We start from the raw sequence: 23,290 nt of genomic DNA, 5'->3' as shown, positions 1-23,290 counted from the left end.
GTATAGGTAAGCGATCGCCCTAGTCATCTAATAACTTAAATGTTTTCTTATGTGTTTGGTGTCAAGAACCGAATAACTAGCTGTGTATAAAGGAATTTTCATGAAAAAAACAATAGCATCTTTGCTCTTGGGAGCAGCTCTTTTCCCGTTAGCAACTGCAGCCCAGGCAACAAAAAGTGACGAAGAGGTTATTCAAACGTTATACCGTGGTAGCTATGCGTATTGGCAGCAAGCTCGTAATGAAAATGGCTCTTATGAGGATAAGTTATTCTTTAATGGGGAGCGCAGTTACGTTGGCTCTATTGCAAACTCAGGTATGGGGCTAATCGCACTAACAATTGGTCATAAAAACGGCTGGGAACCTGAAGCAGAGCAAATGACTTTGCAAACTCTTAGGATGTTGGCCGGTAAAGATCCGAAGATCAGTGTCCCTCAAAACAAAACAAATACGTATATCCATTTCTACAATACTCAAACAGGTGAAGCGGTCGGCGATGACTGGAGTCCTATAGACAGTGCCATTATGTTGAGCGGCGCTCTTTTTGCCAAACGCTACTTCAGCGATAACAAAGAAATTGCTGCTTTGGCAGACGAACTTTACCGCAAAACCGATTTAACTGACTATATCGCTAATGTCGATAAAGGGCTGATTTACCTCGCCCAGAACCACGATGGCAGCTTTAAAGAATATGCAACCAAAACTTATAATGAATATATGCTGGTTGCCTCTATTGCGAAACAGCAAGCTCTGGATTTTGGTCCCGGAAAAAATTCAGCGCCAGTCGCTTTCTGGGACAAATGGTATGCCACGACTGAAAACTTACCAATCGCCGACTACGATGGTATCCCTATGCTGTCAGAGGGCAAGAAATGGTTTACCTCTCAGTTTAACTTCCTGTTCAATAACTATCTGATTCACGACTATTCAAGCTCTGAAGAATATCAAGCGGCGTCAGTTAATGCCGCTACAGTCGATTACACTTGGTGGCGAGAGCAGGATATTGACGGTCTTGAAGAATATGAATGGGGCAGTGGTGCGGGTGCTTGTCCTAATGGTTACTGTGTAGACCGCTTTCACTTTGACGGTGAACGACAGTTCAACATAAATATGATGGTTTCTCCCCATATTATGGCCGGTTTCATCCCCTATTCTGAACGCGCTAAAAGCAATTTAATTGCAACCTATCGTGACAACAGCATTAATGCCCGTTACGAGTTGCAAGGTGGTTATGAAATTCTGTGGCGTTATAGTTATGACTCCCCAGAGTGGCGAGCAAATGCTGCTGAAGGGGTGGATTTTTCTACCTTCCTGTTTGGTCTCGCTGCGCTTCCGGAACACTTAGGCATGGAGTTCTTCAACAAGAATAATAATTACTTCGAGTCTAAACCAGCTCAAAAGCTGTAAATCATGCTCACTCCTTTTTAAGCCAACCTAATTCGCCAGCTCCATTCGCTATGGGGCTGGCGTTACTTAATAAGTGGCTTGAAAACCGGCCTGATTCACAGTTTCTACCAAAAGCTTATTGCAACGTTAAAGTTGTGCAAAATCCCATGTTGAACGGCATAACTATTTTAGGTATATTCCATGCAACACCTGTCGAAACGTTTATATTGACTTGTATATAATTCTAAATGATGAAAAAACACAATTAATCAGTGCCTTCAATTTTCATCCCCTTTCAGGAAAGGTAAAAAATGCCACACTGGCTACATTACTCATGTCGGTTATTCGCCTCTATTAGCGCTATTCTACTAACTGGTTGCGTGCAACTCACCGAACCCGTCAAGCCTGATGTCGCAGAGCAGTTTTCAGTTTCAGGTTCTCACACGCATTCCAACCACTGGTGGCAAGAGTTCAACGATCCACAACTCAATATGCTGATTGCGGAAGCGCTCAGTGATAATTTTACCCTTAAATCAGCTCAGGCAAGAATGTACCGCGCAGCCGCACAAGCAGGGATCGATACTGCAAAACGTTACCCGGAACTCAATGCCACACTTGATAATGACTATCAGAAAGGGCGTTTTACGGAAAATCAAGAGGTACGAAGCTTCACCGATGTCGAAGCCGGACTAAAAGCGCGATGGGAATTCGACATCTGGGGGAAAAACCGCTACGAAGCCGAAGCTGCAGAGTACAACCTGCTCGCCAGCGAAGAACGATTGCAAGCGGCAGGGCTCGCCTTAGCCGGCAACATTGCACGTATCTGGTTTGAACTCATCGAACAAGAACAATCATTGGTTATTCTAACCCAGCAACTCGACAATACCCGCACCATTGCTGAAATCACGCTACACCGTTACCGTACCGGGCAAGGCAGCATCAGTGCGCTTTGGCGTCAAGAACAGATGATAGAAAGCCTGCAGGCAAGTCACCAAAAAGCGATCAAACAGCAACAGATCTTTGAGAAGCAACTTAACGTCTTACTTGGCCGTACATCATCGGCACCCATTAACTGGCAATATACCTCTTTGCCCTATTTCCCCCCACTACCTGATGCTGGCGTACCCGCACAATTACTCGAACGCCGCCCTGATGTCCGTGCTTTCTGGTATCAATATCAGTCAAAGCTTCATCAGATCGCCTCAGCACAAGCGGCACAATTGCCCAATATAGTGCTTACGGCAAAAAGCAGTTCAAATGCAGAGAGCTGGAGCGATATCTTTGAATTATGGCGACTTGATCTCGGCGCGCAGCTCAGCGTGCCTATTTTCCAGGGGGGTCGTCTGCAGTCGCTAGAAAAACGCGCAAAGGCCGATGCAGATGAAGCATTCTACGACTATACCCAAGGCGTATTAGCGGCCATTAAAGAAGTTGAAACTGGCATTCTTGAAGAGTTAAGCCAGCAAGAACAACTGGACAGTTTAAAGCGCCAGGTACAACAGGCAAGGCACATCTTAGAAGTCGAGTTAGTGCGCTACTCGCAAGGCACCCAAGGCTATCTCGACGTACTCAATGCTCAGGAAAAATTATTTACATTACAACAACGAAAACTCACCAGCCATCGGCAGCTTTATAGTCGTCGTATTGCTGTCTACCAAGCAACAGGTGGTGGCTTACTCACCATTTCTAGCCTCGGAGATCTCATGTTAAACGACAGGGAACCGTCATAATATGACCGCGTATAATCCAGCTCATCGACGATTAAAACCGATTATCAGCCTGATCAAAATAGTGCTTCCCTGCTTGGTGTTAGCTAGTGGTACTATGGCAACCCTCAGCTTTTTAGACAGCAAACCTAAACGGCGAGCCCCTGTCGCCAACCCTCCCGCCCGGTTGGTTGAAGTTACACAGGCTGAATGGATCACTGAATCACCGCAAATCATTGCCCACGGCGAAGTCAAAGCAAAGCGTAAAGTGAATCTTCGGTCCCAGCTTAAGGGGGTGATCACAAAACTGCCGCCACACTTTCTTCCTGGTGGTTTTGTGACTAAAGGTGAAGAATTGATTCAGATCGATGCTCGAGATCATCAACTTGCAATCGAAGAATCCAAAGCGACGCTGGCACGTTACCAGGCACTCTATAGCGCAGAAATTGGCCGCCAACGTGCCGCTGAATTGGAATATCGCCTCTCAGGGCAAAGTTTGTCTGAGGAGGATTTAACACTTGTTCTTCGTCAACCTCAGCTTGCCCAGATAGAAGCAGATATCAGCCGCAGTGAAGCAGGCCTGAGCAAAGCGAAAATCAATTATGAACGCACCCGCATAACTGCACCGTTTGATGGTCAGATCCTTCGACGGGATGTAGACGAAGGCAGCATGGTCCGTGATAACACCAGCTTGCTCGATATTGTCGCGACTGATACTTTTTGGTTAGAAGTCAGTATTCCATCACAACACCTTCATTGGCTGAAGATCCCATCAGCACTCGAACAGCGCAACAACACAATCGGTTGCAGCGGCTCAAAAGTGACGATCCGCAACCCGAACGAGTGGCCTGCAGGGCAGTACCGCAATGGCTGTGTGATCAGCCTATTACCAGAGCTAGATACCCGAGTAAAAACCGCCTCCGTCCTGGTCGAAATTGAAGACCCTCTTGCCCTGTTACCACAAAATCATGGTAAACCAAGCGTACTACTTAATGCCTTTCTCGAAGCAACAATTGACGCACAACCGATAGAAAACGTAATTAGTTTACCAAGACGCCATCTTCATCAAGATCGTTTTGTTTGGGTAATGAATAAAGACGCACAACTCGAAGCGCGCAATGTCTCACTCATTTACCGGGGCCGTGACAATGTGCTCATCGATAGCGGCATCATGCCAGGTGAACAAATCGTCACCACGCCACTTCCCGGCGCTATCGCGGGGATTGACCTGAAATTACGCAGCCAAAGCCAACATGCAACGAAAACCAACACGGTAGATGACATTGCTATGACGACTGAGCCCAATGCCGAGTTAAAAGCCAGCAAGGAGCAAGGCTGATGAGTGAACAGCGCAAAGGTGCAATAGCCTGGATGACACACAACCGTGTTACGCCTAACCTGCTGATGTTATTTTTCGTTATTGGCGGCCTGCTGATGGCGTGGAGCATAAAAAAAGAGGTCTATCCAAACTACCAACACAACACTATCAAGATCTGGGTCTATTACCCCGGCTCGACCCCCACCGAGATGGAACAAGGTGTTGCCCTGCCCGTTGAAAATGCCATTAGCGGTATTGAAGGCATAAAAGAGATCCATTCATGGGCCAATTCTGCGGGTGCCAATATTACGGCCGAATTGCTTAATAATGTCGACGCTGATCAAGTAATGCGTGAGATTGAAAGTGCCGTTAATCGCGCAAACTTGCCTGATGGCGCTGAAAAGCCACGTATATTTCGCAGTGAAACCAGAGAAGAATCAATGGAGCTGATTATCTATGGCGATGTTGATCCCATTGCTCTACGTGAAACCAGCACAGAACTGCGTAGTATATTGCTACAATCGTCCTATCTGACGCAGGTTGAGCTCGGCGCACAACCTAAATACGAAGTTCAAGTACAGGTCGAGAGTGCCACGCTTGAACAGTATGATCTCACTCTCGATCAAGTCGCACGCAGTATTAGCAATCATGCAGTCACTCAATCCGGCGGTAAACTTGAGACCGCTGGCGGTGATATTTTATTGCAAATTGATGAAAGTCGAAATTGGGCCAGCGAGTTTGCTGACATTGTTGTGATGCAGAACGCTAATGGCAGCCAACTGTATCTTGACGATATTGCTACCGTTCGCGACGGGTTTGCGAATAGGCATAATAACTTTTACTACAACAGTTTACCCTCTTCCAGCATCATGGTTTATCGCGTCGGAGAACAAACCCCCGTCGCAATATCCGATACGGTATATCAGTTACTTCCTGCGATGGAAGCCGTATTACAACCGGGGATGACACTCGAAATCGTCAGCGATGATGCCATTATTTTTAACCAACGCATGCACCTGCTACTTAAGAACGCATTCTATGGCTTGCTTCTTGTGTTACTGGTTCTGGCACTCTTTTTAGATGTAAGGCTCGCTTTTTGGGTAACCATGGGCATTCCCACCGCTTTTCTTGGTTCTCTGCTTTTTCTTCCCGCCATGAACGTGTCGATCAATATGATATCCATGTTCGCCTTTATTATTGCACTGGGTATCGTGGTTGACGATGCGATTATTGCGGGTGAAAGTATTCACGAAAAAATGAGTCAGGGCATGTCATTTGCCAACGCTGCAATTGAAGGAGCCAAAGACATCGCGACGCCGCTCTCCTTCAGTATCCTGACCAATATTGTTGCCTTTATTCCAATCTGGTTCCTGCCCGGCACGCTCGGGCTGATGTTTCAAGTCATCCCGCTGGTTGTTGCAACCGTGTTTCTCATCTCTTGGGCAGAGGCACTGTTCATCCTGCCGACGCACCTCGCCCATATAGATAAACAACGTTATCCAGCTTGGGTACGACCATTTCATTACCTGCAAGTGCGTATGGACAGAGGACTGAAATTTTTTATCACGAACCTTTATCAGCCAGCGCTTAAACACTTGCTGGCACTTCGCTACACCGTGATTGCAACGGGCATTGCAATACTGATGATATCGATCGGCTATGTCTCTGGCGGACACCTCGGTTTTACCACAATGCCTCGAATCGAAGCTGAGTTTTCTCGCGCCCGCGCAGTGTTGCCACTCGGTAGTTCCCTTGAAGAAGCAAGCCGGGTACGACATCGCTTGGAGAACTCCGCCAAGCAAGTAATAGAGGAAAATGGCGGTAATGATCTCACCCGTGGTATCTCGACGATTATGAGAAGCCGCGACGGCGAATACATCATTATTTCACGGATCTTTTTACAACCGGCAGAATCCCGAACGCTTAGTACTCGTGAAGTATCGAAGGCTTGGCGTAATTATACAGGTGAGATCCCTGAAGTTGCTGCTCTACGCTTCTCCGCCGCCGGAAAAGGGCCAGGGGCTGATGTAGCCGGTATCACTCTCGAACTGACCCACCGTAACAACGAACTCTTGCAGCACGCCAGCGAAGAGCTCAGCGAACGCCTCGCCAACTATGCGGGTGTGGTAGATATTGAAAATAGTTTTGCGTCAGGCAGCCAGCAGATCAAGCTATCATTACTCCCCGCGGGCAAGAGTATGGGATTGAACGAGCGAACACTGATTCGACAGGTTCGAGACGCGTTCAACGGAGTGAGAGCCATTCGCCAGCAGCGTGGTAGTGATGAAGTCGATATAAAAGTCATGCTTCCTGATAGTCAACGCTCAAGTGAATACTATCTGGAACAACTGCGCATAAAGGTCGGCGATCGGTACTTACCACTATCACAAGTCGCCAGCGTAGAACGGAGTGAATCGGCTTCAACTATACAGCGACGAGAAGGTCGCCGCCGCGTTATGGTCAGTGCCGATGTTACCCCTTCATCCGAAGCGATGACGCTATCACAAACCCTGCGCGAAGAGATGTTTCCCACTCTTGAACAGGCTTACCCCGGGCTTGAAATCGGTTTTCTTGGCGATCAAGCAGAGCAAAAAGAAAGCTTGTCCAGCCTGGCCACAAACGGGGCTTTAGTCATGCTGGCGCTATACTGCCTACTTGCCATTCCATTTCGGAGTTACACACAGCCGCTTATCATTATGACCATCATTCCGTTTGGTTTAATTGGTGCAGTAATAGGTCACGCAGTCCTCGATTACACATTGAGTGTCGTCAGCCTACTCGGCGTACTCGCATTAAGTGGTGTCGTGATTAATGACAGTCTTCTATTGGTTACCGAGGTAAATCGTAACCGCAGTAAAGGAATGGACGTGATCCCTGCCATTATCACCGGCAGCTCACGTCGATTCCGTCCAATAATCCTGACCACACTGACAACCTTCGGGGGGCTGGCGCCGATGATCCTAGAAACATCGAATCAAGCTCAAATGATGGTGCCAATGGCTATTTCTCTGGGTTTTGGCATTTTATTCGCCACCTTCATTACACTTGTGCTGCTGCCCTGTCTGTATGCCGCACTCGAAGATATTAAGGAACTATTTAATCACCCAGTTGATGCACCAGACACCACTCCGGTAACAAGCTTGCCTTCAAGCACAGAAACCCAGTAACTAAAGAGAGACGTTTAGCTTAGATCCAAAAGAAAAAAGCCAGTCAGAAGACTGGCTTTTTACTATACGCTGATGGCTACCATCTGGGCACGCTATTTAATCACCGGAAGTGACCGCTAAATCAGTTATAAGCTCGCGCAAACCGTCCAGTCGAACTGGCTGTATAACTACCTGCGTAAGTCGGAATAAACACCGACTCACCCTTTTCAATTGTCAGGGTTTCGCCATTGCTGCGAGTTACAGTCAGCGGTGCATCAATCGCCAGCAGAATTTCGGCACTGGTTGTCTTAAGTGCTGCATCTTGCTGGTTCTGGTAGACGCTGAATTTGAAATCAGGTACCGGTATTGGGTAATGCAGGCCGCCTTCCGATTGCTCCGGTGCGAGCAGTAGCGAGTCCGCAGCCATCGGCACAAAACGTGTGCTGGCAACCAGCTCGGTGATATCCATATGCTTCGGTGTCAGACCTGCGCGAAGAACATTGTCGGAGTTCGCCATGATCTCAAGGCCTGTCCCTAGGATATAGGCATGCGGCGTACAGGCATCGAGGAACATAGCTTCACCCGGCTGCAGTGTCAGCACATTCAGCATTAATGGTGAGAACAGGCCTATATCGCCAGGATACTGTTCAGCAAGATCCAAAATTAGCGCAAACAAGGTATCGTCTTTATGGTGTTCGGCATAAGCCAATAGCCCTTTAACAGCAGTATCTTTCGCTTCTCCCTGCAATGAAAGTATCGCTTCGAAGAACTGGCGCAGACCATCTTCATTCTGGTTATCTTCCAGCGCAACGACCAACTCATGTAACTCAGCAATTTCCAAACAACGGAAAAGAGTGACGATTTGGACAAACTCACGAAAGCCGTTCATTGCCTGATAGGGCGTCAAAGCATAAACCAACTCAGGTTTGTGGTTAGGATCTTTGTAGTTACGGTGGCCTGCACTTAGCGCAATACCCGCTTCCTGCTCTTTGGCAAAACCGATTTCAGCCTGTGCCTTGCTCGGGTGAACCTGAATAGACAGAGCTTTTTCTGCGGCCAAGACTTTAAATAGGTAAGGAAGCTCGCCAAACTGTTTGTCAGTCTCCTCGCCAATGATCGTTGCTTTATCCGTCTCAATAAATTCAATCAGACGAGTTGCCTTGCCAGCAACGTCTATCTGCGAACAACCGTTCACGTGCGCACCCATCCAAATTTCTGCCTGTGGCTTGCCTTCAGGGTTAGCGATACCAAACAGTGAATTAATCGACGTAGTACTGCCCCATGCGTAGTCCTGAATAACATTGTGCATGCGGAAGAAACAAGGAGGAGTGGAAACGGACATTGTTTTACCTTTCGTTATTAATACTGATTTCATCAATATTGATTACTCATGGGATCAGTATCCATTGCTAATTTTCGATGTTCTTAAAACAGCGCAGGATTGTAGCAGAATAAATGCTCTGAAATGACATTTGTATGTCAATTGACTAATTATCAAGCAGATAGAAAGCGCCCTCCTTACCCTTAGAAAGGAGAAGGAGGGAGCAAACGTGCCAGCATGGGGGTCAGTGATCTTCACTCTGGACACTGGCAGCGTTATTCATTACTGATTTACAGTTAGGTTTTCAGCTGCGGCTTATGCCAATGCTGCCTGTGCTTTTGCCTGACGCATTTTCTTCAGAGAAATCGCAACCAGTGCGGTTACTAAGGAACCTGCAATCATACATACGATGGCCATCAATGGTTTGTTCATTGCACCAAGTAGGGCAACTACCGGACCACCATGAGCCACGCTGTTGGTGATACCGAATGAGAATGCCATTACTGCGGCAACCATCGAGCCAAGTACGTTGGCAGGAATTACTGACATTGGGTCTTGAGCCGCGAATGGAATTGCACCTTCAGAGATACCCACCAGCCCCATCGCACTAGCTGCTTTACCGGCTTCAAGCTCTGATTCTTCAAAGATATTTAGTTTGCGGCCTACAATGGTGGCTAAACCCATACCTAGCGGCGCAACCGGGATGGCACACGCCATTGCACCCATGAACTGCGTCTGGCCGCTGGCAATCATGCCGACTGAGAACAGGAAAGCAACCTTATTAAATGGACCACCCATATCGAAGCCGGCCATACCACCCAATACGATACCTAGCAGAACCACGTTACCGGTGCTCATGCTGGTAAGCATTGCAGTCAGACCATCCATCAGGCTAGCAATCGGTGCTCCGATAACAAAGATAAACAGGCTTGAGATAAACAGACTACCGGTAATTGGTGCAATCATGATTGGCACCAATGGTTGGATGAACTTGTGGTAGTTCTGGTTAACAATCCACTTAACGAAGTAACCCACTAGCAGGCCAGCGATAATCGCACCGATGAAACCAGTACCCGCTTCCGCGCCATAGAACGAACCATTGTTAGCAATCCAGCCGCCAATCAGACCCGGCGCCAGTGCAGGACGGTCAGCAATCGCATAGGCAATATAACCGGCCAGGATCGGGATCATCAGGGTAAAGGCAACCACACCGACATCGAGCACTTTCTGCCACATACTGCCTTCTGGGATAGCCATTCCCGCTTCCGAAGGCTGACCACCTAGTGCCAGAGCCAGCGCAATCAACAGACCACCGGTTACCACGAATGGGATCATGTGTGAAACGCCATTCATCAGGAAGCGGTACAGGTCGGAACGCGCCTGAGACACTTTGCTTTCTGTTTGCGCCGGGGCATCATCGCCGGAAGTTTGGTAAGTGGCTGCTTGAAGTGCTTGGTTAATCAAGCCTTTGCCATCTTTGATAGGTGCTTTCACACCGGTTTTGACCAGTTTTTTACCCGCAAAGCGTACCATGTCGACTTGCTTGTCACAGCTGACGATAATCGCTTCGGCACGTTCAATTTCTTCAGCTGTCGGGCTGTTCTTCACCCCGATAGAACCGTTGGTTTCAACTTTGATTTCATAACCTAACTCTGCTGCTGCTTTTTCCAGTGCTTCAGCAGCAAGGTAAGTATGCGCCACACCTGCCGGACAGCCAGTAACACCGATTAGCAGGCCTTTATCTGCCGCTGGTACCGCTTGATTCGGCTCTGTTTTTTCCAGCAGTAAACCTAGCGCTTCTTGTTCGGTTTTCGCGGCCATAAAGGCATCAATGAAACCATCTTCAATCAGCTTAGAGGAAAGTTCAGCCAACACTTCGATATGGTGGTTTGCACCGCCGTCTGGTGAGGCAATCATGAAAAAGAGTTTTGATGGCAAGCCATCTTCCGCACCGTATTCGATACCGCCTCGGCAGATACCAATCGCGACGGCAGGCTCTGCCACCGCGCCACTTTTCGCATGCGGCAATGCGACACCGTCTTCAAAGCCGGTGTTGCCGAGTTCTTCACGGGTATGGATATCCGCTAAAAATTGTGCTTTGTCATGAATTCGACCCTGCTGGTGCAGTACGTCGATCATCTCAACAAATACCTCATCTTTGGTCGTCGCCTGAAGGTTCAGGCATATCAGTTTCTCATTAATCAAATTGGTGATCATGAGTGTTCCCCCTGGATTATTTTTTTAAGTTCAGCATTTGCGTTGCCGTTGGGGATATTTTCAGCGATCCGGCTTCACTCTTATAGTGTACCAGAGAGGCATTTACTGGATATTTGTAACACCTACACCTTTTTGTGATCCAAGCCTCATCAGGGTTGTTTAGCCTGGACAAAATCACAAAATAAACACTTTTTGATATAAATCAGACGATTAAATTAGAATTCACTGTGTATCCCTGTGCTTTTAGCCCTTATTTCTCAAGCTATAAAATATTCACAAACTAGACAGGAGTAACAATAGTGGAGGCGTTATCGGCAAATTAACGTGACCCAGTTCACGGATAAATATCCAAATTCGTTTGCTGGCTAGCAACTCAATACAGGGCAATGAATAATAGTGATGATATTTACTGGACAGATATAAACTGAGGTGGCAACAGCATGGGCAAGGTTTTCCATGATCTTATTGATACCCTACTTACAGAGCGGCAGCACTTCAACCGCATTTGGTTTGCCGGGGATCAGGTAACACCACCGCCATTTAGCTATCAGGTCAACTTTCCCCGTCTGGAGCTGGTGATCAGCGGCGAGTACATTAATGAGCTGGAAGATCCGGATCACGGGATCACCGAAGTAAAGATCATGGCGGGTGACGCAATATATATTCCGCCTAATAGCTGGAACAAACCCAACTGGGATACAGATTGTTCGGTACTGAGCCTGTTGTTTGGCCGCCGCCAACTTGGCTTTAGCCTGGTCAGCAAGACAAAAGATCAAGCCAATTTTCACGATATCCAAAAGCACAGTATCCAGACTCGTACCGGCCATGCCATTGACCATATATTATCGGCGCTCAATGCCCTGTCTAAAGAACCACTGCAGCAGCCGATGGACGAACATCTGCTTCTGGCACTGATGAGCTATTGCCAAAGTATGTTATCAGTACCGACAAGCTCGGCCAAAAATCGCAGCGAAGATCTCTATCAGGGGATCTGTATATACATTCAGGAAAATTTTCACCGGGCAATTAATCGGGACACCATTGCCAAGCGGTTCAATATCAGCCCCAACCACCTCTCTCGCCTTTTCCGCCAACAAGGACATATGCGGCTAGCTGATTACATTACCTGGGTAAGGATCGAGCGTGCCAAGTTCATGCTGAAAAAATACACTTTTCGCCTCAATGAAGTCGCAACCCGTTGCGGCTTTCAGGATGTGAACTATTTCTACCGGGTCTTTAAAAATAAGACCGGATTAACGCCTTCGGAGTATCGCAGCTCACTTTAGGGCAATTCGGAATTGAAGCGTCAATACGCTCTAGTGAAACGGGCGAGATAAACAATGGAGGATCACTGCTGTGAGGGCCTCAGGCTCGGTATTTTCCGTTAACAGGCGGCAAAATTCCGGCTCAAGCAACGCTTGCGAGAAATGAACAAAGGCTTGAATATGCGGCCGTTGGGCAGGGGCAGGCAAAATCATTGCCACCAACAGAGTTACCGGACCTCGGTTTGAGCCCCACTCTACTGGCTTCGGAAGCTGGATCACGGCCATCGCAGGCTGCTCGATTTCCGCAGTCATCACATGGGGCAGCGCGATACCATGACCCATACACGTCGAAGAAACGACCTCCCGCTTGAGCATCAATTCTAACAACCGTGTCGATTTTTGAGGGGAAAGCATGCGGCATAACTGAGCCAGACATTTTTCTTTGTCCGCGCCTTTATCCCATTCCATATCGGTTTGATCCAGTACCTCGGTAGTGAACTGAAATTCAAAAGGCAGATAGAAAGTATGATTTTCCGGATCGGTACTCTCAACACAGCAGGCATTGCGATTTTTTTTCTTACCGCTTGTTTTCACCAGCGTAAATTGTTCGGCCAAAAAGTCGGTCAGCACCATACAGGCCAACTCGGCATCAGAACCTTCAACCAGCAACTGGCAGAGATCACCCGGCATGCATCCGAGACTCATAATACGAACCGGTTGCTCAGCATTCGCCTGACGCAAGCGGGTTACATTTTGCATCACCACCACAGCACGGAAGTAACCCGCCAAGGTTTTCAGCTGGTTTAATTTCCAGGCAGGTATACCTTCATCACCAATGATAAAGGTAATACGACGTTCAATCATAGTTCTTGGCAACGACGCAGCACGCTAGCAGGATCCGTCAGCACTTCTTCGATAGTGACGCAATGGATCTTGCTACCGGTAAAGCGGGCACGATGCTCAATTTCAATATCCGAGGCTATCAGTACCACATCAGCCCGGCCAATATCCTGAAAGCTGAGTTGATTTTCTATCCCCATCGCACCTTGAGTTTCCACCATGATCTGAATACCCAAGGGCTGTGCCGCTTTTTTTAGCTCCGCCGCCGCCATGTAAGTGTGTGCAATCCCGGTCGGGCAGGCAGTAACCGCAACAATTCTCATAATTTCTCTATCTATAGGTGTTGTTTTCAATGATTGTCTCGATCCGCTGTTAATAGTCAAGATATGAGATCGGTAAAACTGATCTAGGTTAGGTTACAAGGCGTTAGTTAAGCAGATAAAGCTTAGATTATCGTCACCAGATGGTCACATTTTGGTCACAGCGTATTTTTAGTGCGAATAGAGAAGGTTTTAAACGATGAAGTTTGTAAGTGGTTACTTTCGCCAAACTACAGGCACAAAAAAGCCCCAGCATTTCTGCTGAGGCTTCGTTGTGTTGGCGGAGCGGACGGGACTTGCCATTCCTTGAAATCAGCGCGCCCCCCGGCGTGACAGGCCGGCCAGCTCTTAAATCAAAAGCAACCAACTGAACTACCGCTTTTGGGCACCATCAACTAACTCTTTTCACCTGACACAAAAAAGCCCCAGCATTTCTGCTGAGGCTTTGTTGTGTTGGCGGAGCGGACGGGACTCGAACCCGCGACCCCCGGCGTGACAGGCCGGTATTCTAACCAACTGAACTACCGCTCCAATTCTTTATGAAGCCCGATTCTATAAAAGAATCCAACTTCCAGAATGTGGCGGAGAGATAGGGATTTGAACCCTAGATACGCTATAAACGTATGCCGGTTTTCAAGACCGGTGCTTTCAACCACTCAGCCATCTCTCCGTAAGTGCGGTGGATAATACGCACCTCTTTTGAGACTGTAAAGGGGGGAATAGTTTAAGTGGCTAATTTTTAAGCATTAAAGGAAAGTTAAGCGAAAATCTATAGCACAAAAGAGCAAAGCCCAGATTTTTGGCTTTAAAATAATGACTCAGCATGCACATCCCCCTTGCCTTCTATTAAGAATAGTGACAACCATTATGATGTCAGGTGAATATTGTGTAATCGAAAAGTGTTGCTGACATTTAAAGATAGAGTCCTGATTATTTTCATAAATGTTACAGAAAACACCAGAAATTGACAGATGTCTGGAAATCAGACAATAGCCCGTCAAATCTTACTAGCCTAAACGGGCTGGTAACTGTTAAAATTCGAGACAACAAAGTCCCAAAAACTGATAAAAGAGAGTTATTCCTCATGGGAAGAAAGTTCGAAGTACGCAAATTGTCTATGGCAAAAACGGCAGGCGCAAAGATCAAGGTTTACTCAAAATACGGTAAAGAGATCTACGTCTGTGCTAAGAACGGTAGCATTGACCCAGACAGCAACCTTTCACTTAAGCGTCTGATCGAAAAAGCAAAAAAAGATCAGGTGCCAAGCCATGTCATCGAGAAAGCTATCGACAAGGCCAAAGGCGGTGGCGGTGAAGATTTTGCTACTGCGCGCTACGAAGGTTTCGGTCCGGGTAACTGTATGGTTATCGTTGACTGCCTGACTGACAATAACAACCGTACCTTTATGGACATTCGTCAGTGCTTTGTAAAAAACAATGCGAAAATCGGCGGTCCTGGTACTGTTGGTCACATGTTCGAGCACCAAGCTGTTTTCCAGTTTAAAGGTGACGACGAAGAAGCGGTTCTAGAAAACCTGATGATGGAAGATGTCGATGTTAGCGACATCGAATGCGAAGACGGCGTTATTACTGTTTATGCGCCTCATACTGAATTCTTCAAAGTGAAAAATGCACTTGCATCAACAATGCCTGACATAGCTGTCGACGTAGAGGAAATCGCTTTCGTCCCTCAGACCATGACAGAAGTGTCAGGTGATGACGTAGCAGCATTCGAGAAGTTCCTTGATGCACTGAACGATTGTGACGACGTACAGAACGTTTACCACAACGCAGAAATCGCAGAGTAATCTGCAGTTATCGTTGCATAAAAAAGCCGAGCATTGCTCGGCTTTTTAGTTTTTCGATTAGAACCAGGTTTCCATCTGCATCGCGAAGATAAACTCTCCCCCCTCGCCCATGGTGTTCGCGTCAGTTGCCAGGCTCACTGAGTAGTCATTCAGATCTTCACTCCAATCAACATACGAAGCCGCAAAACGAATTTCAGGACGCTGGAAAAAACCGCCAGAAGTATCTAACTTAAAGGTCGGCGCAATGGTGGCTTTGTAAAAACTACCGTCAGCTTGCTCTGTACCGTTATCCAGATCCATATACTGGTATGAACCTTCGTAGACCATTTCGAAGTTTTTGGTCAGTTCTTGTGCCATACGTACATTGACCGTAGCCCACATGAACTCATCACCGTCTTTTACTCGATCTTGGCTGTATTCTGCCAAAAATGCAGGCGCAATTCGCCAGTTATCCGCAAAGCGGGTTACGCCATAACTGAACAAACGGGTCGCTTTAGCATCTTCATTAAGATCACCATTAGAACCAATGCCTTTCAGCTAGGCCCCTAAACCCTGACCGAATAACACACCGGATTTAGAAAAACCTTCACTCACACCGTAGAAGTTGTCTGCATGATAAGCCAGCATGCCATGAAAGCCGCTTTCTGCACGTTTGCTTGGTGTTGTACCATTGCCGTTTGGATCTCTTCCTTCGTTATCAGCAGCTGTCATACCGTTCAACATCAACTGCCACTGACCAATGTAGTTATTCATGGTCACAATATAGTTTTCAACTTCCAGATTTTCGCTGTCAATTGCGCCGAAATCACGTCCATATAGAGAGAAATTCGTCTGCCAGTCATCGCTGAACTGAATGTCATAAATACCGGCACCCGCCCCCGAAAGGAAAACGATATCGGTATCCATAAAGTGAATATCAAAGTTATCCCGATCAAAACGCTTACCCGCCCAGATGGAAGCAGAAGTAAATGCCCCACCGAATGATTCCAAGCCACCAAGTTCCGCATACGCTTGTCGCACATTCAGCTGTGAATCTGCGGCAGTCCATTCATTATTGGTTTCGACACTGTCTGCCAGCATGATGCGATATTTCGACCACGAACCGTCTTCCTGATTGATATTATGATCAAGCACGACCTCAACATAGTTATCATCTTCGATACCCAGACGACCGACAGCCCCACCCAGCGCACTGGCTGCAGTCATGTATGGCCCGGTGCCGGTCGCACCGTTCAGGTTGTCATCAATCAACAAGCCTGCACGGGCATATCCATGAAATTCAAAAGCGGAGGCTTTGTTTTCGGCATCGCCTGCCACTTGTTCCGCTTTTTCCAAACGCTGCTCTAAGTTAGCTATTCTCTGCTCTAAGTCTGTCGTATCGCCTTGTGCCCAGGCGGCACCAGAACAAGTCACGGCAAAAGACACGGCAAGTGATAACTCAACTCTGCTTTCCAAAAGAAGAAAGGGAAATTTAATTCTTAACTTATACCAGGCAGAAAAATCTCGTGGAGTGGCTCATCAGATATTGGTCATATTTGTATCACTTTTTTTACTGCGCCAGAAAATATCAGCATCAAGGACAACTGAAGATATTGCCGATGGTTTTTCATTATTAATGAGGGATAACGTAAGCTCAAAACTGGTTTTGGCTAGCTGTTGATTGTTCTGGGCTATCGAGTCGATATTCAATGGCAGGCAATCAAGTAAGTCATGATTATCAAATGTGGCCAGCCGCATTTCTTTATCAACCAGTGCATTAAGACATTCGTGATCTTTTAAATACCGCAACACGCCTTCTAACAACGTATAAGAAGCCGTAAATAACGCTTGAGGCAAACGACCAAGCTCCTGATGCAGTGATTGCATCATCAGATAACCCGATTCAGCCTGGTAATCACGATGACGGAGCCACTCTGGTTTCGTTTCGATCCCCGCACGCTTAAGACCGAGTTCAAAACCAGCCAGGCGGTGACGGCTTGGTGACAGCTCAAGTTGACCGCCGAAATAATAGAATTCTGACAGCCCTTCTTTGGCAATACTTTCAATTAAATCCGCAGTGGCACGTGCTGCATCGGTCAGCACCAATGGCAACACAGACTGGCCAATATGGCGGTCTAACTGAATGACTGGCAACTGCTTTGTAAGCGACTGATAATACGCATCATCTGTTTCGCTGGACGCTACAATTAAAGCATCAACCTGACGGCGAACCAGGCCTTCTACCGCTTTTTTTTCGACAGCTGGATCGTCTTCAGAACAGGCAATCAACAACTGTAATCCCGATTCCCGGCATAAACGTTCTAACTCACGGGCAATTGAAGCAAAACCAAAGTTGGTTAAATCAGGGATCACCAAACCGATCGCATCTGAGCGAGAGGCTTGTAGTGATTTCGCATGCACGTTCGGGGAATAGTGATTTTCCCGCGCAACCTCTAACACACGCAGTCGGGTCTCTTCCTTAATACGAAAAGTGGATGCACGGCCATTTAATACCATACTAGCCGTCGTTTTTGACACGCCTGCCAGTTTGGCGATATCTGCAATGGTTGTTCTTTTTCTTTTTTCCACGTACTAACCCGATTTAGCTGCAAAAACCATACATAGTAAACAGATAAATCGAGTTATTGACAAGTGATTGATTAAATTTGCGTTTGCCTAATCACTCATGCCGAAAAGAAAACACAAAACAACAAAGCCGGCATGATGCCGGCTTATATATACCCAAGTTACCTCAATATGCAGGATTCAGAGTGATGCCAGCCAGTTCAATTCAAGGAAAATGTGCGAAGGAATGGATTCATCTATCACAACGGTGAATACCACTTGTTCTATCAGCTGTACCCTCACGGTTGTGTTCATAAAGACAAATACTGGGCGCATGTCACCAGTACAGATTTAATCAACTGGACTTCGCAACATGTTGCGTTATGCCCGTCAGACTGGTTCGACAGTCACGGGGTCTTCTCTGGCCATGCCGTCAGCCAAGGAGAGGAGCTGATGCTGTTCTATACCGGCAATGTCCGTATCGGTGAGCAGCGTGACCGCATCACTACCCAGTGCCTTGCAACTTCAACAGATGGTATTCATTTCACCAAGCATGGGCCGGTTATTCCGGAATTACCGCCGGAAGTCACGCCACACTGTCGCGATCCGAAAGTGGTACGCTACGGTGATCACTGGATCATGTTGCTTGGCGCTCAGCATGAGAGTGAAACTGGCCGATTAGCCATTTACCGTTCGAATGATCTGCATAAATGGGATTATGTCGGCTTGTTCGGGGAGGAATTTGGCGGTTTCGGTTACATGTGGGAGTGTCCGGACCTGTTCGAACTAAACGGTCAGCTGTTGGGAATTCTCTGCCCGCAAGGTATCGAATCAAACAGCGATCATTACAAAGTCCCCCACCATAACGGCTACGTAAAGGCGGCACTTAGCGAACAAGATGCACTGACTCTCAGTGATTTCACAACGCTAGATTATGGCTTTGATTTCTATGCCCCCCAGACAGCTGAAGCAGCCGACGGTCGTCGTTTGTTAGTTGGCTGGATGGGGCTGCCTGATGAAATCAACCAACCAAGCGTTACTGATGGCTGGTTACATCAATTGACCTGTCTGCGTGAACTGAGCTGGGAAAATGGCAAGTTGTATCAACGGCCAACACGTGAATTGCAAACACTGCGAAGCCAGCAGCAACTATTCACTTTTGATCAGGCAACTCAACACGAAACACTGGATCTGAAGACCAAAAGTGTTGAACTGCAAACGACGTTGAACTGGCCGGCATCGGGGAGTAAAACACTGCGCTTGATGGATGATGGCGAACACTACTGCGATTTAATTATTGACAGTGATAACCAGCGTATTGTGCTTGATCGCAGTCATGCAATGAAAACCGATGGTGAGTTGATCCGCGAAATAAAAATGCCTGAGCAGACCGATATTAAACTGCAGATTTTAGCTGATCTGTCATCACTCGAGATCTTCCTTAATGACGGTGAATATGTAATGAGTTCGCGCTTGTTTACTCACAACAACGTGACAACCCTGCAGTTACTGGCAGATACCGATACTGATTGGCAACCCGTCACTGCCTGGTCGCTTGCACAATAATGCCGCTCTGCAGTGGAGTACCCTATTAATTGATATTGTTGTTAATTATTCTTGCTTGATAACAATGACTTGAAATAGCGGCATAAAAAAAGGCTTCTAGATTTAGAAGCCTTTATAAGCGGATTGTTTAAGCTAAATTGTCTTTATTACTGTGTTTGAAAAGCCTATTGCAATTTAAACTTACTGACCAGAGTGCTCAGTTGGGTGTTGGCAGCTGCCAGGCTTTGAGTACTGTCTACCGTAGCTTGTCCGTTTTGGGTCAACTCCTGAACCATCTCGCGGATGTTATTCATATTACGGCTTACTTCTTCGGTTACCGAACTCTGCTCCTCAGAAGCAGTTGCAATTTGGGTGCTGAGATCATTGATTTCGACAATGGATCCTGTCACCGCATCCAGACTGTTTGATACCCGCTCAGCATTTTCAGCTGTACGTTCGCAGCTTGTTTTCGTCACTTCCATTGCAGCTACCGCACTAGAGGCATCCTGACGCAGTGTCGTTAAGATCTCATTGATTTCTGCAGTGCTTGTCTGGGTACGCGCGGCAAGCGATCGTACTTCATCGGCAACCACTGCGAAGCCTCGTCCTTGCTCCCCGGCGCGTGCTGCTTCGATGGCGGCATTGAGCGCCAACAAGTTAGTCTGATCGGCAATTTCACCAATCACACCTAGCACACTGACAATCTGCTGAGTATTCTCGTTCATGGTGTTAATGCTCGATGATGCTGCACCCACTTCATCCACCAAAACAATCATACTGCCAGACGCCTCAAGCACATTATCTTTTGCCAACAGCGCATCATCATTGGCTTTTTGGGTGTTCGCGGCTGTCTCGGTAGCATTCTGTGCGACGGTTTCAGCCGTTGCGCTCATTTCAGTAATAGCCGCGACGACTTGATCCGTCTCTGACGCGTGCTGGATTAACGCCTGGTTATTTTGTTCTGACTGCACATCAAGCTGCTTGATACCCTCAGTGATATGAGCAGAGGCTTGCGAAATTTCCAGGATCATGGATTGCAGATAAATAATGAAATTGTTTACCGAATTGCCAATATCGCCCAGCTCATCATGCGACGTAATATCAATTCGTGAGGTTAAATCGGCTTCGCCGGTCGACAAGGTATCAATGCGCTCTTTGAGCATCACTAAACCTTTAACAATCTTATTGATCGACCAGGCCGCAACCATTAATGCAACAATCAACAGTGCAACTGCAAGCACAATACACGTGTACACTTTATCATCAAAAATGTCTGCCGTGGCGCTCGTTAAGCCTTCCTGAATACTGGTGACGTCGCTATCATAAGTGCCGGTGGCAATGGTCCAGCCCCATTCCGGGAAAATATTTCGGGCATAGTTAAATTTGCTTTCTGCCTGTTTGGTGGCCGGGTTTTCGTGAACTGTTGTAACAAAAGCTTCGGATTGGCCTTTGATGCTGTTGGCAATTTTTATTGTTGTTGATGGAATGACAGTACCGATAATTTCTGCCTTGGGGTGTGCCAGGATCTTGCCGTTCTTATCTTGTACCCAAAAGTAGCCATTTTGGCCGTATTTAGATGAACTGATGGTCTTAAGAGCCGCCTCAAGTTCATCTTGCCTCAGGGTACTGATGTACTCACCCGTTGCAATAACCAGGTTCAACGGTTCAAAGTAAACCGATGCTGTCAGTTTTTCTTCGACTTTATTGCTGACCGGGTTTAAGAAATAATAACTGGTGAAACCAACCTTATTGGCTTTGGCGGAACTGACAATATCCTGAGCATAATATTTGCCATTGGTGTCTTTTTTATCATAAGCACTGGTGCCGATAATACTGGCGTTGGCGCCATTAGCCTTGTTAATAACCGTAGCGGCATCATACGCAAAGATATAGCGGCCATTGTCCCAGCGATATTGGTTAATAAAAGCGTTAATACTGGTTTGTGCATCGGCCGCAGAAGCGCTGTTGTTATAAATACTGTTTATTGTGTCTCTAAACGTCACTATCTCAGTCGCTAGCTCTATCTTGATATTTTCCAGCTTCGAATTTTCATAATAATAAGAAATGGAGCGGGTAACGGTATCGACCTGCCCCTTTAAGTTATCATTCAGTAACTTAGCTACCTTCACACTGACATTGCTACTTTCCGCCTCAAGAACAGAATTTTCCGTATTCATAAGACTTGTGATAAAAAAACCACTCATTACAAGCAATGGAACGCATAGCAATGCGGCCAGCTTGGCTTTTATTGTTAAATTCATGGGGCTAAACCTTTTGTTGTACACACAACATTTGAAAAAATATTATTTTTATATTTAGATTTAAGTTATGTCACTAATGAAAATATATTCATGAAGGTTGTCGATATATACATTTTTATTATTCAATATATAATCAACAACCTTTTAAACTCTCGTGCTATAAGAAGCAACCAAACACATCCACTTCAGGCAATCTATCCACAAAGACGGACTTCTCCCGCGCAGCTGTTTTCAGAACTTTCGATTGCTTTAAGTTCAATGAGGACTTCTTCTGCCCAGTTAATCCATGCCTGGCGATTATGCATGCCGCGGCGCAGGGTCAGGCGGTCAAGACGAGACTGGCGATCCATCTCTTTGTAATTCGCAAAGTGGATTTTTTCCAGTTCATCATAGTTGTTCATTAGCGAGTGTGACTCCTGAATAAGTGCCTCAAGCTGTTCTTGCAATGGTTCTGAATTATGAACACCACAAACCAGTAGTTTGGCCAAGAACTCATCGCGGATCTTTGGATTGCTAGCAGGTTCCTGGAACCATTCAAACAGAGCCTGCCGTCCCAGATCGGTAATGGTATAAACCTTACGGTCCGGTTTGCCATTTTGCGGTTCAAGTCGGGAGGTCGCCAAGTTATTGTCGGCCATTTTATTCAATTCGCGATACACCTGTTGGTGGCTCGCTTTCCAGAAATAACCGATGCTGCGTGAGAATTCTTTGGTGATATCGTAACCGGTTGCTTCGCGATTGCTCAGCACAGTTAAAATTACATGTGGTAGTGACATCTCTTCTATCCTTCTAAAAATACAACAGAAGTACTTCTTGTCTCAGAAGTTCCTTTCAGCTTATGCAACAACTTACGTGCAATCAGTTGATATACAAATCATGCATTTTTTTTAGGAACAAGTATTAAAGAAATGCGTAAAAATATGAACAGATTGCCCTTCCCGCTATTGCACACCAGCTTTGTTGCATAAACATCAGTTAGTTAGATGTAAATCAGTTCGTTTTGTCGAGGCGTAAGAGATGTTTAATTATGAGAGGTGCTTTGATAATACAGAAAAAATCAGGACAAACTAACAGTAAGTGCAGCATGTCAAAGAGGGAATAAACAAACCCTTAAGTCTGCTGCCTGAGCGACAATTTTGAGGTACATCTGATTTCATAGAAGATCGATACTGAAGGTATGACATGTAGTGAACAGTTCTATGTACCTACAGCCTAATTGCATCTGAAAAACAGTGTTTGCTGGAAATTGATAGCCATGGCGCAGTTTGCAACAGAACCTTCTGCAAGGCCTTTTTATAGCGGATCTATTCTCTGAACAGTTCCCATCGCAATTGAATTATCTCGTCAAGCTCAACAAGCGGCTGTTGACTATGAATACTACGAACAGACAGAGTGACAGCTTGAATAAAGGCATAAATGACACTTGCTTTAACGAGAGTCGCCCTGAACTTTAAGCTGTAGAGTAAATCCACGGAATTCTGTCGTATATCACCTTCGTTCTGGCCATCAATTCTAACAATAATGAAATTGCTCTGGTTGCCATTGTGAACCAGTGAGATCTCATTGGTTGTATCGATTCTGATTTCTGCGTACATATAATTAGATTTATGATCAGT

At 46.5% G+C, this 23,290-nt stretch carries 15 protein-coding genes, 2 tRNA genes and 1 pseudogene; 7 read left to right on the top strand and 11 right to left on the bottom strand.

Going from position 1 to position 23,290, the window contains the following annotated elements; genetic code table 11:
- Positions 1 to 100 precede the first annotated feature (100 nt).
- From L4D76_RS09725 to L4D76_RS09710, 4 genes are all read left to right on the top strand, one after another.
- Positions 101 to 1,405 carry a hypothetical protein gene (locus L4D76_RS09725; RefSeq protein ID WP_428440708.1) on the top strand — a complete coding sequence of 435 codons (1,305 nt, stop codon included), beginning with the start codon at positions 101 to 103 and terminating at the stop codon, positions 1,403 to 1,405.
- 290 nt (positions 1,406 to 1,695) lie between these two features.
- Positions 1,696 to 3,114, top strand: a complete 1,419-nt coding sequence (locus L4D76_RS09720) for an efflux transporter outer membrane subunit (protein ID WP_428440707.1) — start codon at positions 1,696 to 1,698, stop codon at positions 3,112 to 3,114.
- 1 nt (position 3,115) lies between these two features.
- Positions 3,116 to 4,429 carry an efflux RND transporter periplasmic adaptor subunit gene (locus L4D76_RS09715; protein ID WP_428440706.1) on the top strand — a complete coding sequence of 438 codons (1,314 nt, stop codon included), beginning with the start codon at positions 3,116 to 3,118 and terminating at the stop codon, positions 4,427 to 4,429.
- Positions 4,429 to 7,575 carry an efflux RND transporter permease subunit gene (locus L4D76_RS09710; RefSeq protein WP_428440705.1) on the top strand — a complete coding sequence of 1,049 codons (3,147 nt, stop codon included), beginning with the start codon at positions 4,429 to 4,431 and terminating at the stop codon, positions 7,573 to 7,575. The genes L4D76_RS09715 and L4D76_RS09710 overlap by 1 nt, the downstream gene beginning before the upstream one ends.
- Positions 7,576 to 7,696: 121 nt before the next feature.
- Here L4D76_RS09710 and manA read toward each other — a convergent pair whose 3' ends face one another.
- Positions 7,697 to 8,896 (bottom strand): mannose-6-phosphate isomerase, class I, encoded by a 1,200-nt coding sequence (gene manA / locus L4D76_RS09705; RefSeq protein ID WP_428440704.1) that lies wholly within the window; start codon positions 8,894 to 8,896, stop codon positions 7,697 to 7,699.
- Between the two features lie 294 nt (positions 8,897 to 9,190).
- Positions 9,191 to 11,092 carry a PTS fructose transporter subunit IIABC gene (locus tag L4D76_RS09700; RefSeq protein ID WP_428440703.1) on the bottom strand — a complete coding sequence of 634 codons (1,902 nt, stop codon included), beginning with the start codon at positions 11,090 to 11,092 and terminating at the stop codon, positions 9,191 to 9,193.
- Positions 11,093 to 11,532: 440 nt separating this feature from the next.
- Between L4D76_RS09700 and L4D76_RS09695 the strand changes: the two genes are divergently transcribed.
- Entirely contained in the window at positions 11,533 to 12,378 is an 846-nt protein-coding gene (locus tag L4D76_RS09695; RefSeq protein ID WP_428440702.1) for a helix-turn-helix domain-containing protein, read from the top strand.
- A gap of 30 nt (positions 12,379 to 12,408) precedes the next feature.
- Here the strand turns inward: L4D76_RS09695 and L4D76_RS09690 are convergent, their stop codons facing one another.
- The 4 genes from L4D76_RS09690 to L4D76_RS09675 all read right to left on the bottom strand — a co-directional run bounded on the left by L4D76_RS09690 (position 12,409) and on the right by L4D76_RS09675 (position 14,187).
- Complete coding sequence (locus L4D76_RS09690) at positions 12,409 to 13,221, bottom strand: PTS sugar transporter subunit IIA (RefSeq protein WP_428440701.1); 813 nt, start codon at positions 13,219 to 13,221, stop codon at positions 12,409 to 12,411.
- Positions 13,218 to 13,520, bottom strand: coding sequence for a PTS fructose transporter subunit IIB (locus tag L4D76_RS09685; protein ID WP_075766716.1), 303 nt, complete (start codon positions 13,518 to 13,520; stop codon positions 13,218 to 13,220). The genes L4D76_RS09690 and L4D76_RS09685 overlap by 4 nt, the downstream gene beginning before the upstream one ends.
- Positions 13,521 to 13,971: 451 nt before the next feature.
- A tRNA-Asp gene (locus tag L4D76_RS09680) sits at positions 13,972 to 14,048 on the bottom strand.
- A 48-nt stretch (positions 14,049 to 14,096) separates the two neighbouring features.
- Positions 14,097 to 14,187: transfer RNA gene (locus L4D76_RS09675), tRNA-Ser, on the bottom strand.
- 414 nt (positions 14,188 to 14,601) lie between these two features.
- On the opposite strand from L4D76_RS09675, the gene L4D76_RS09670 reads away from it, so the two are divergent.
- Positions 14,602 to 15,324 carry a YebC/PmpR family DNA-binding transcriptional regulator gene (locus L4D76_RS09670; protein ID WP_428440700.1) on the top strand — a complete coding sequence of 241 codons (723 nt, stop codon included), beginning with the start codon at positions 14,602 to 14,604 and terminating at the stop codon, positions 15,322 to 15,324.
- Between the two features lie 57 nt (positions 15,325 to 15,381).
- On the opposite strand, the pseudogene L4D76_RS09665 reads toward L4D76_RS09670, so the two are convergent.
- Positions 15,382 to 16,779, bottom strand: a pseudogene (locus tag L4D76_RS09665) (carbohydrate porin).
- 63 nt (positions 16,780 to 16,842) lie between these two features.
- A complete protein-coding gene (locus L4D76_RS09660) occupies positions 16,843 to 17,892 on the bottom strand; it encodes a LacI family DNA-binding transcriptional regulator (protein WP_428440699.1) in 1,050 nt (349 codons plus the stop codon).
- 213 nt (positions 17,893 to 18,105) lie between these two features.
- Between L4D76_RS09660 and L4D76_RS09655 the strand changes: the two genes are divergently transcribed.
- Positions 18,106 to 19,434, top strand: coding sequence for a glycoside hydrolase family 32 protein (locus L4D76_RS09655; RefSeq protein WP_428440698.1), 1,329 nt, complete (start codon positions 18,106 to 18,108; stop codon positions 19,432 to 19,434).
- Between the two features lie 164 nt (positions 19,435 to 19,598).
- Here the strand turns inward: L4D76_RS09655 and L4D76_RS09650 are convergent, their stop codons facing one another.
- The 3 genes from L4D76_RS09650 to L4D76_RS09640 all read right to left on the bottom strand — a co-directional run bounded on the left by L4D76_RS09650 (position 19,599) and on the right by L4D76_RS09640 (position 23,269).
- Positions 19,599 to 21,674 (bottom strand): methyl-accepting chemotaxis protein, encoded by a 2,076-nt coding sequence (locus tag L4D76_RS09650; protein WP_428440697.1) that lies wholly within the window; start codon positions 21,672 to 21,674, stop codon positions 19,599 to 19,601.
- 194 nt (positions 21,675 to 21,868) lie between these two features.
- Positions 21,869 to 22,450 (bottom strand): PadR family transcriptional regulator, encoded by a 582-nt coding sequence (locus tag L4D76_RS09645; RefSeq protein WP_428440696.1) that lies wholly within the window; start codon positions 22,448 to 22,450, stop codon positions 21,869 to 21,871.
- Between the two features lie 528 nt (positions 22,451 to 22,978).
- Complete coding sequence (locus L4D76_RS09640) at positions 22,979 to 23,269, bottom strand: hypothetical protein (protein WP_428440695.1); 291 nt, start codon at positions 23,267 to 23,269, stop codon at positions 22,979 to 22,981.
- Positions 23,270 to 23,290 lie beyond the last annotated feature (21 nt).

It is taken from the genome of Photobacterium sagamiensis, from assembly GCF_050337085.1.
In the GTDB taxonomy this organism is placed as follows: domain Bacteria; phylum Pseudomonadota; class Gammaproteobacteria; order Enterobacterales; family Vibrionaceae; genus Photobacterium; species Photobacterium sagamiensis.
The sequence above is the reverse complement of the archived record's forward strand: the minus strand, read 5'-3'. Positions and strand labels throughout refer to the sequence as shown.

What these genes read in the sequence shown, in the direction of transcription:
- L4D76_RS09645 (WP_428440696.1), bottom strand. Translation starts at nt 22,450, where the DNA reads ATGTCACTACCACATGTAATTTTAACTGTGCTGAGCAATCGCGAAGCA.
- L4D76_RS09710 (WP_428440705.1), top strand. Translation starts at nt 4,429, where the DNA reads ATGAGTGAACAGCGCAAAGGTGCAATAGCCTGGATGACACACAACCGT.
- L4D76_RS09640 (WP_428440695.1), bottom strand. Translation starts at nt 23,269, where the DNA reads ATGTACGCAGAAATCAGAATCGATACAACCAATGAGATCTCACTGGTT.
- L4D76_RS09725 (WP_428440708.1), top strand. Translation starts at nt 101, where the DNA reads ATGAAAAAAACAATAGCATCTTTGCTCTTGGGAGCAGCTCTTTTCCCG.
- manA (WP_428440704.1), bottom strand. Translation starts at nt 8,896, where the DNA reads ATGTCCGTTTCCACTCCTCCTTGTTTCTTCCGCATGCACAATGTTATT.
- L4D76_RS09700 (WP_428440703.1), bottom strand. Translation starts at nt 11,092, where the DNA reads ATGATCACCAATTTGATTAATGAGAAACTGATATGCCTGAACCTTCAG.
- L4D76_RS09715 (WP_428440706.1), top strand. Translation starts at nt 3,116, where the DNA reads ATGACCGCGTATAATCCAGCTCATCGACGATTAAAACCGATTATCAGC.
- L4D76_RS09695 (WP_428440702.1), top strand. Translation starts at nt 11,533, where the DNA reads ATGGGCAAGGTTTTCCATGATCTTATTGATACCCTACTTACAGAGCGG.
- L4D76_RS09720 (WP_428440707.1), top strand. Translation starts at nt 1,696, where the DNA reads ATGCCACACTGGCTACATTACTCATGTCGGTTATTCGCCTCTATTAGC.
- L4D76_RS09685 (WP_075766716.1), bottom strand. Translation starts at nt 13,520, where the DNA reads ATGAGAATTGTTGCGGTTACTGCCTGCCCGACCGGGATTGCACACACT.
- L4D76_RS09650 (WP_428440697.1), bottom strand. Translation starts at nt 21,674, where the DNA reads ATGAATTTAACAATAAAAGCCAAGCTGGCCGCATTGCTATGCGTTCCA.
- L4D76_RS09690 (WP_428440701.1), bottom strand. Translation starts at nt 13,221, where the DNA reads ATGATTGAACGTCGTATTACCTTTATCATTGGTGATGAAGGTATACCT.
- L4D76_RS09670 (WP_428440700.1), top strand. Translation starts at nt 14,602, where the DNA reads ATGGGAAGAAAGTTCGAAGTACGCAAATTGTCTATGGCAAAAACGGCA.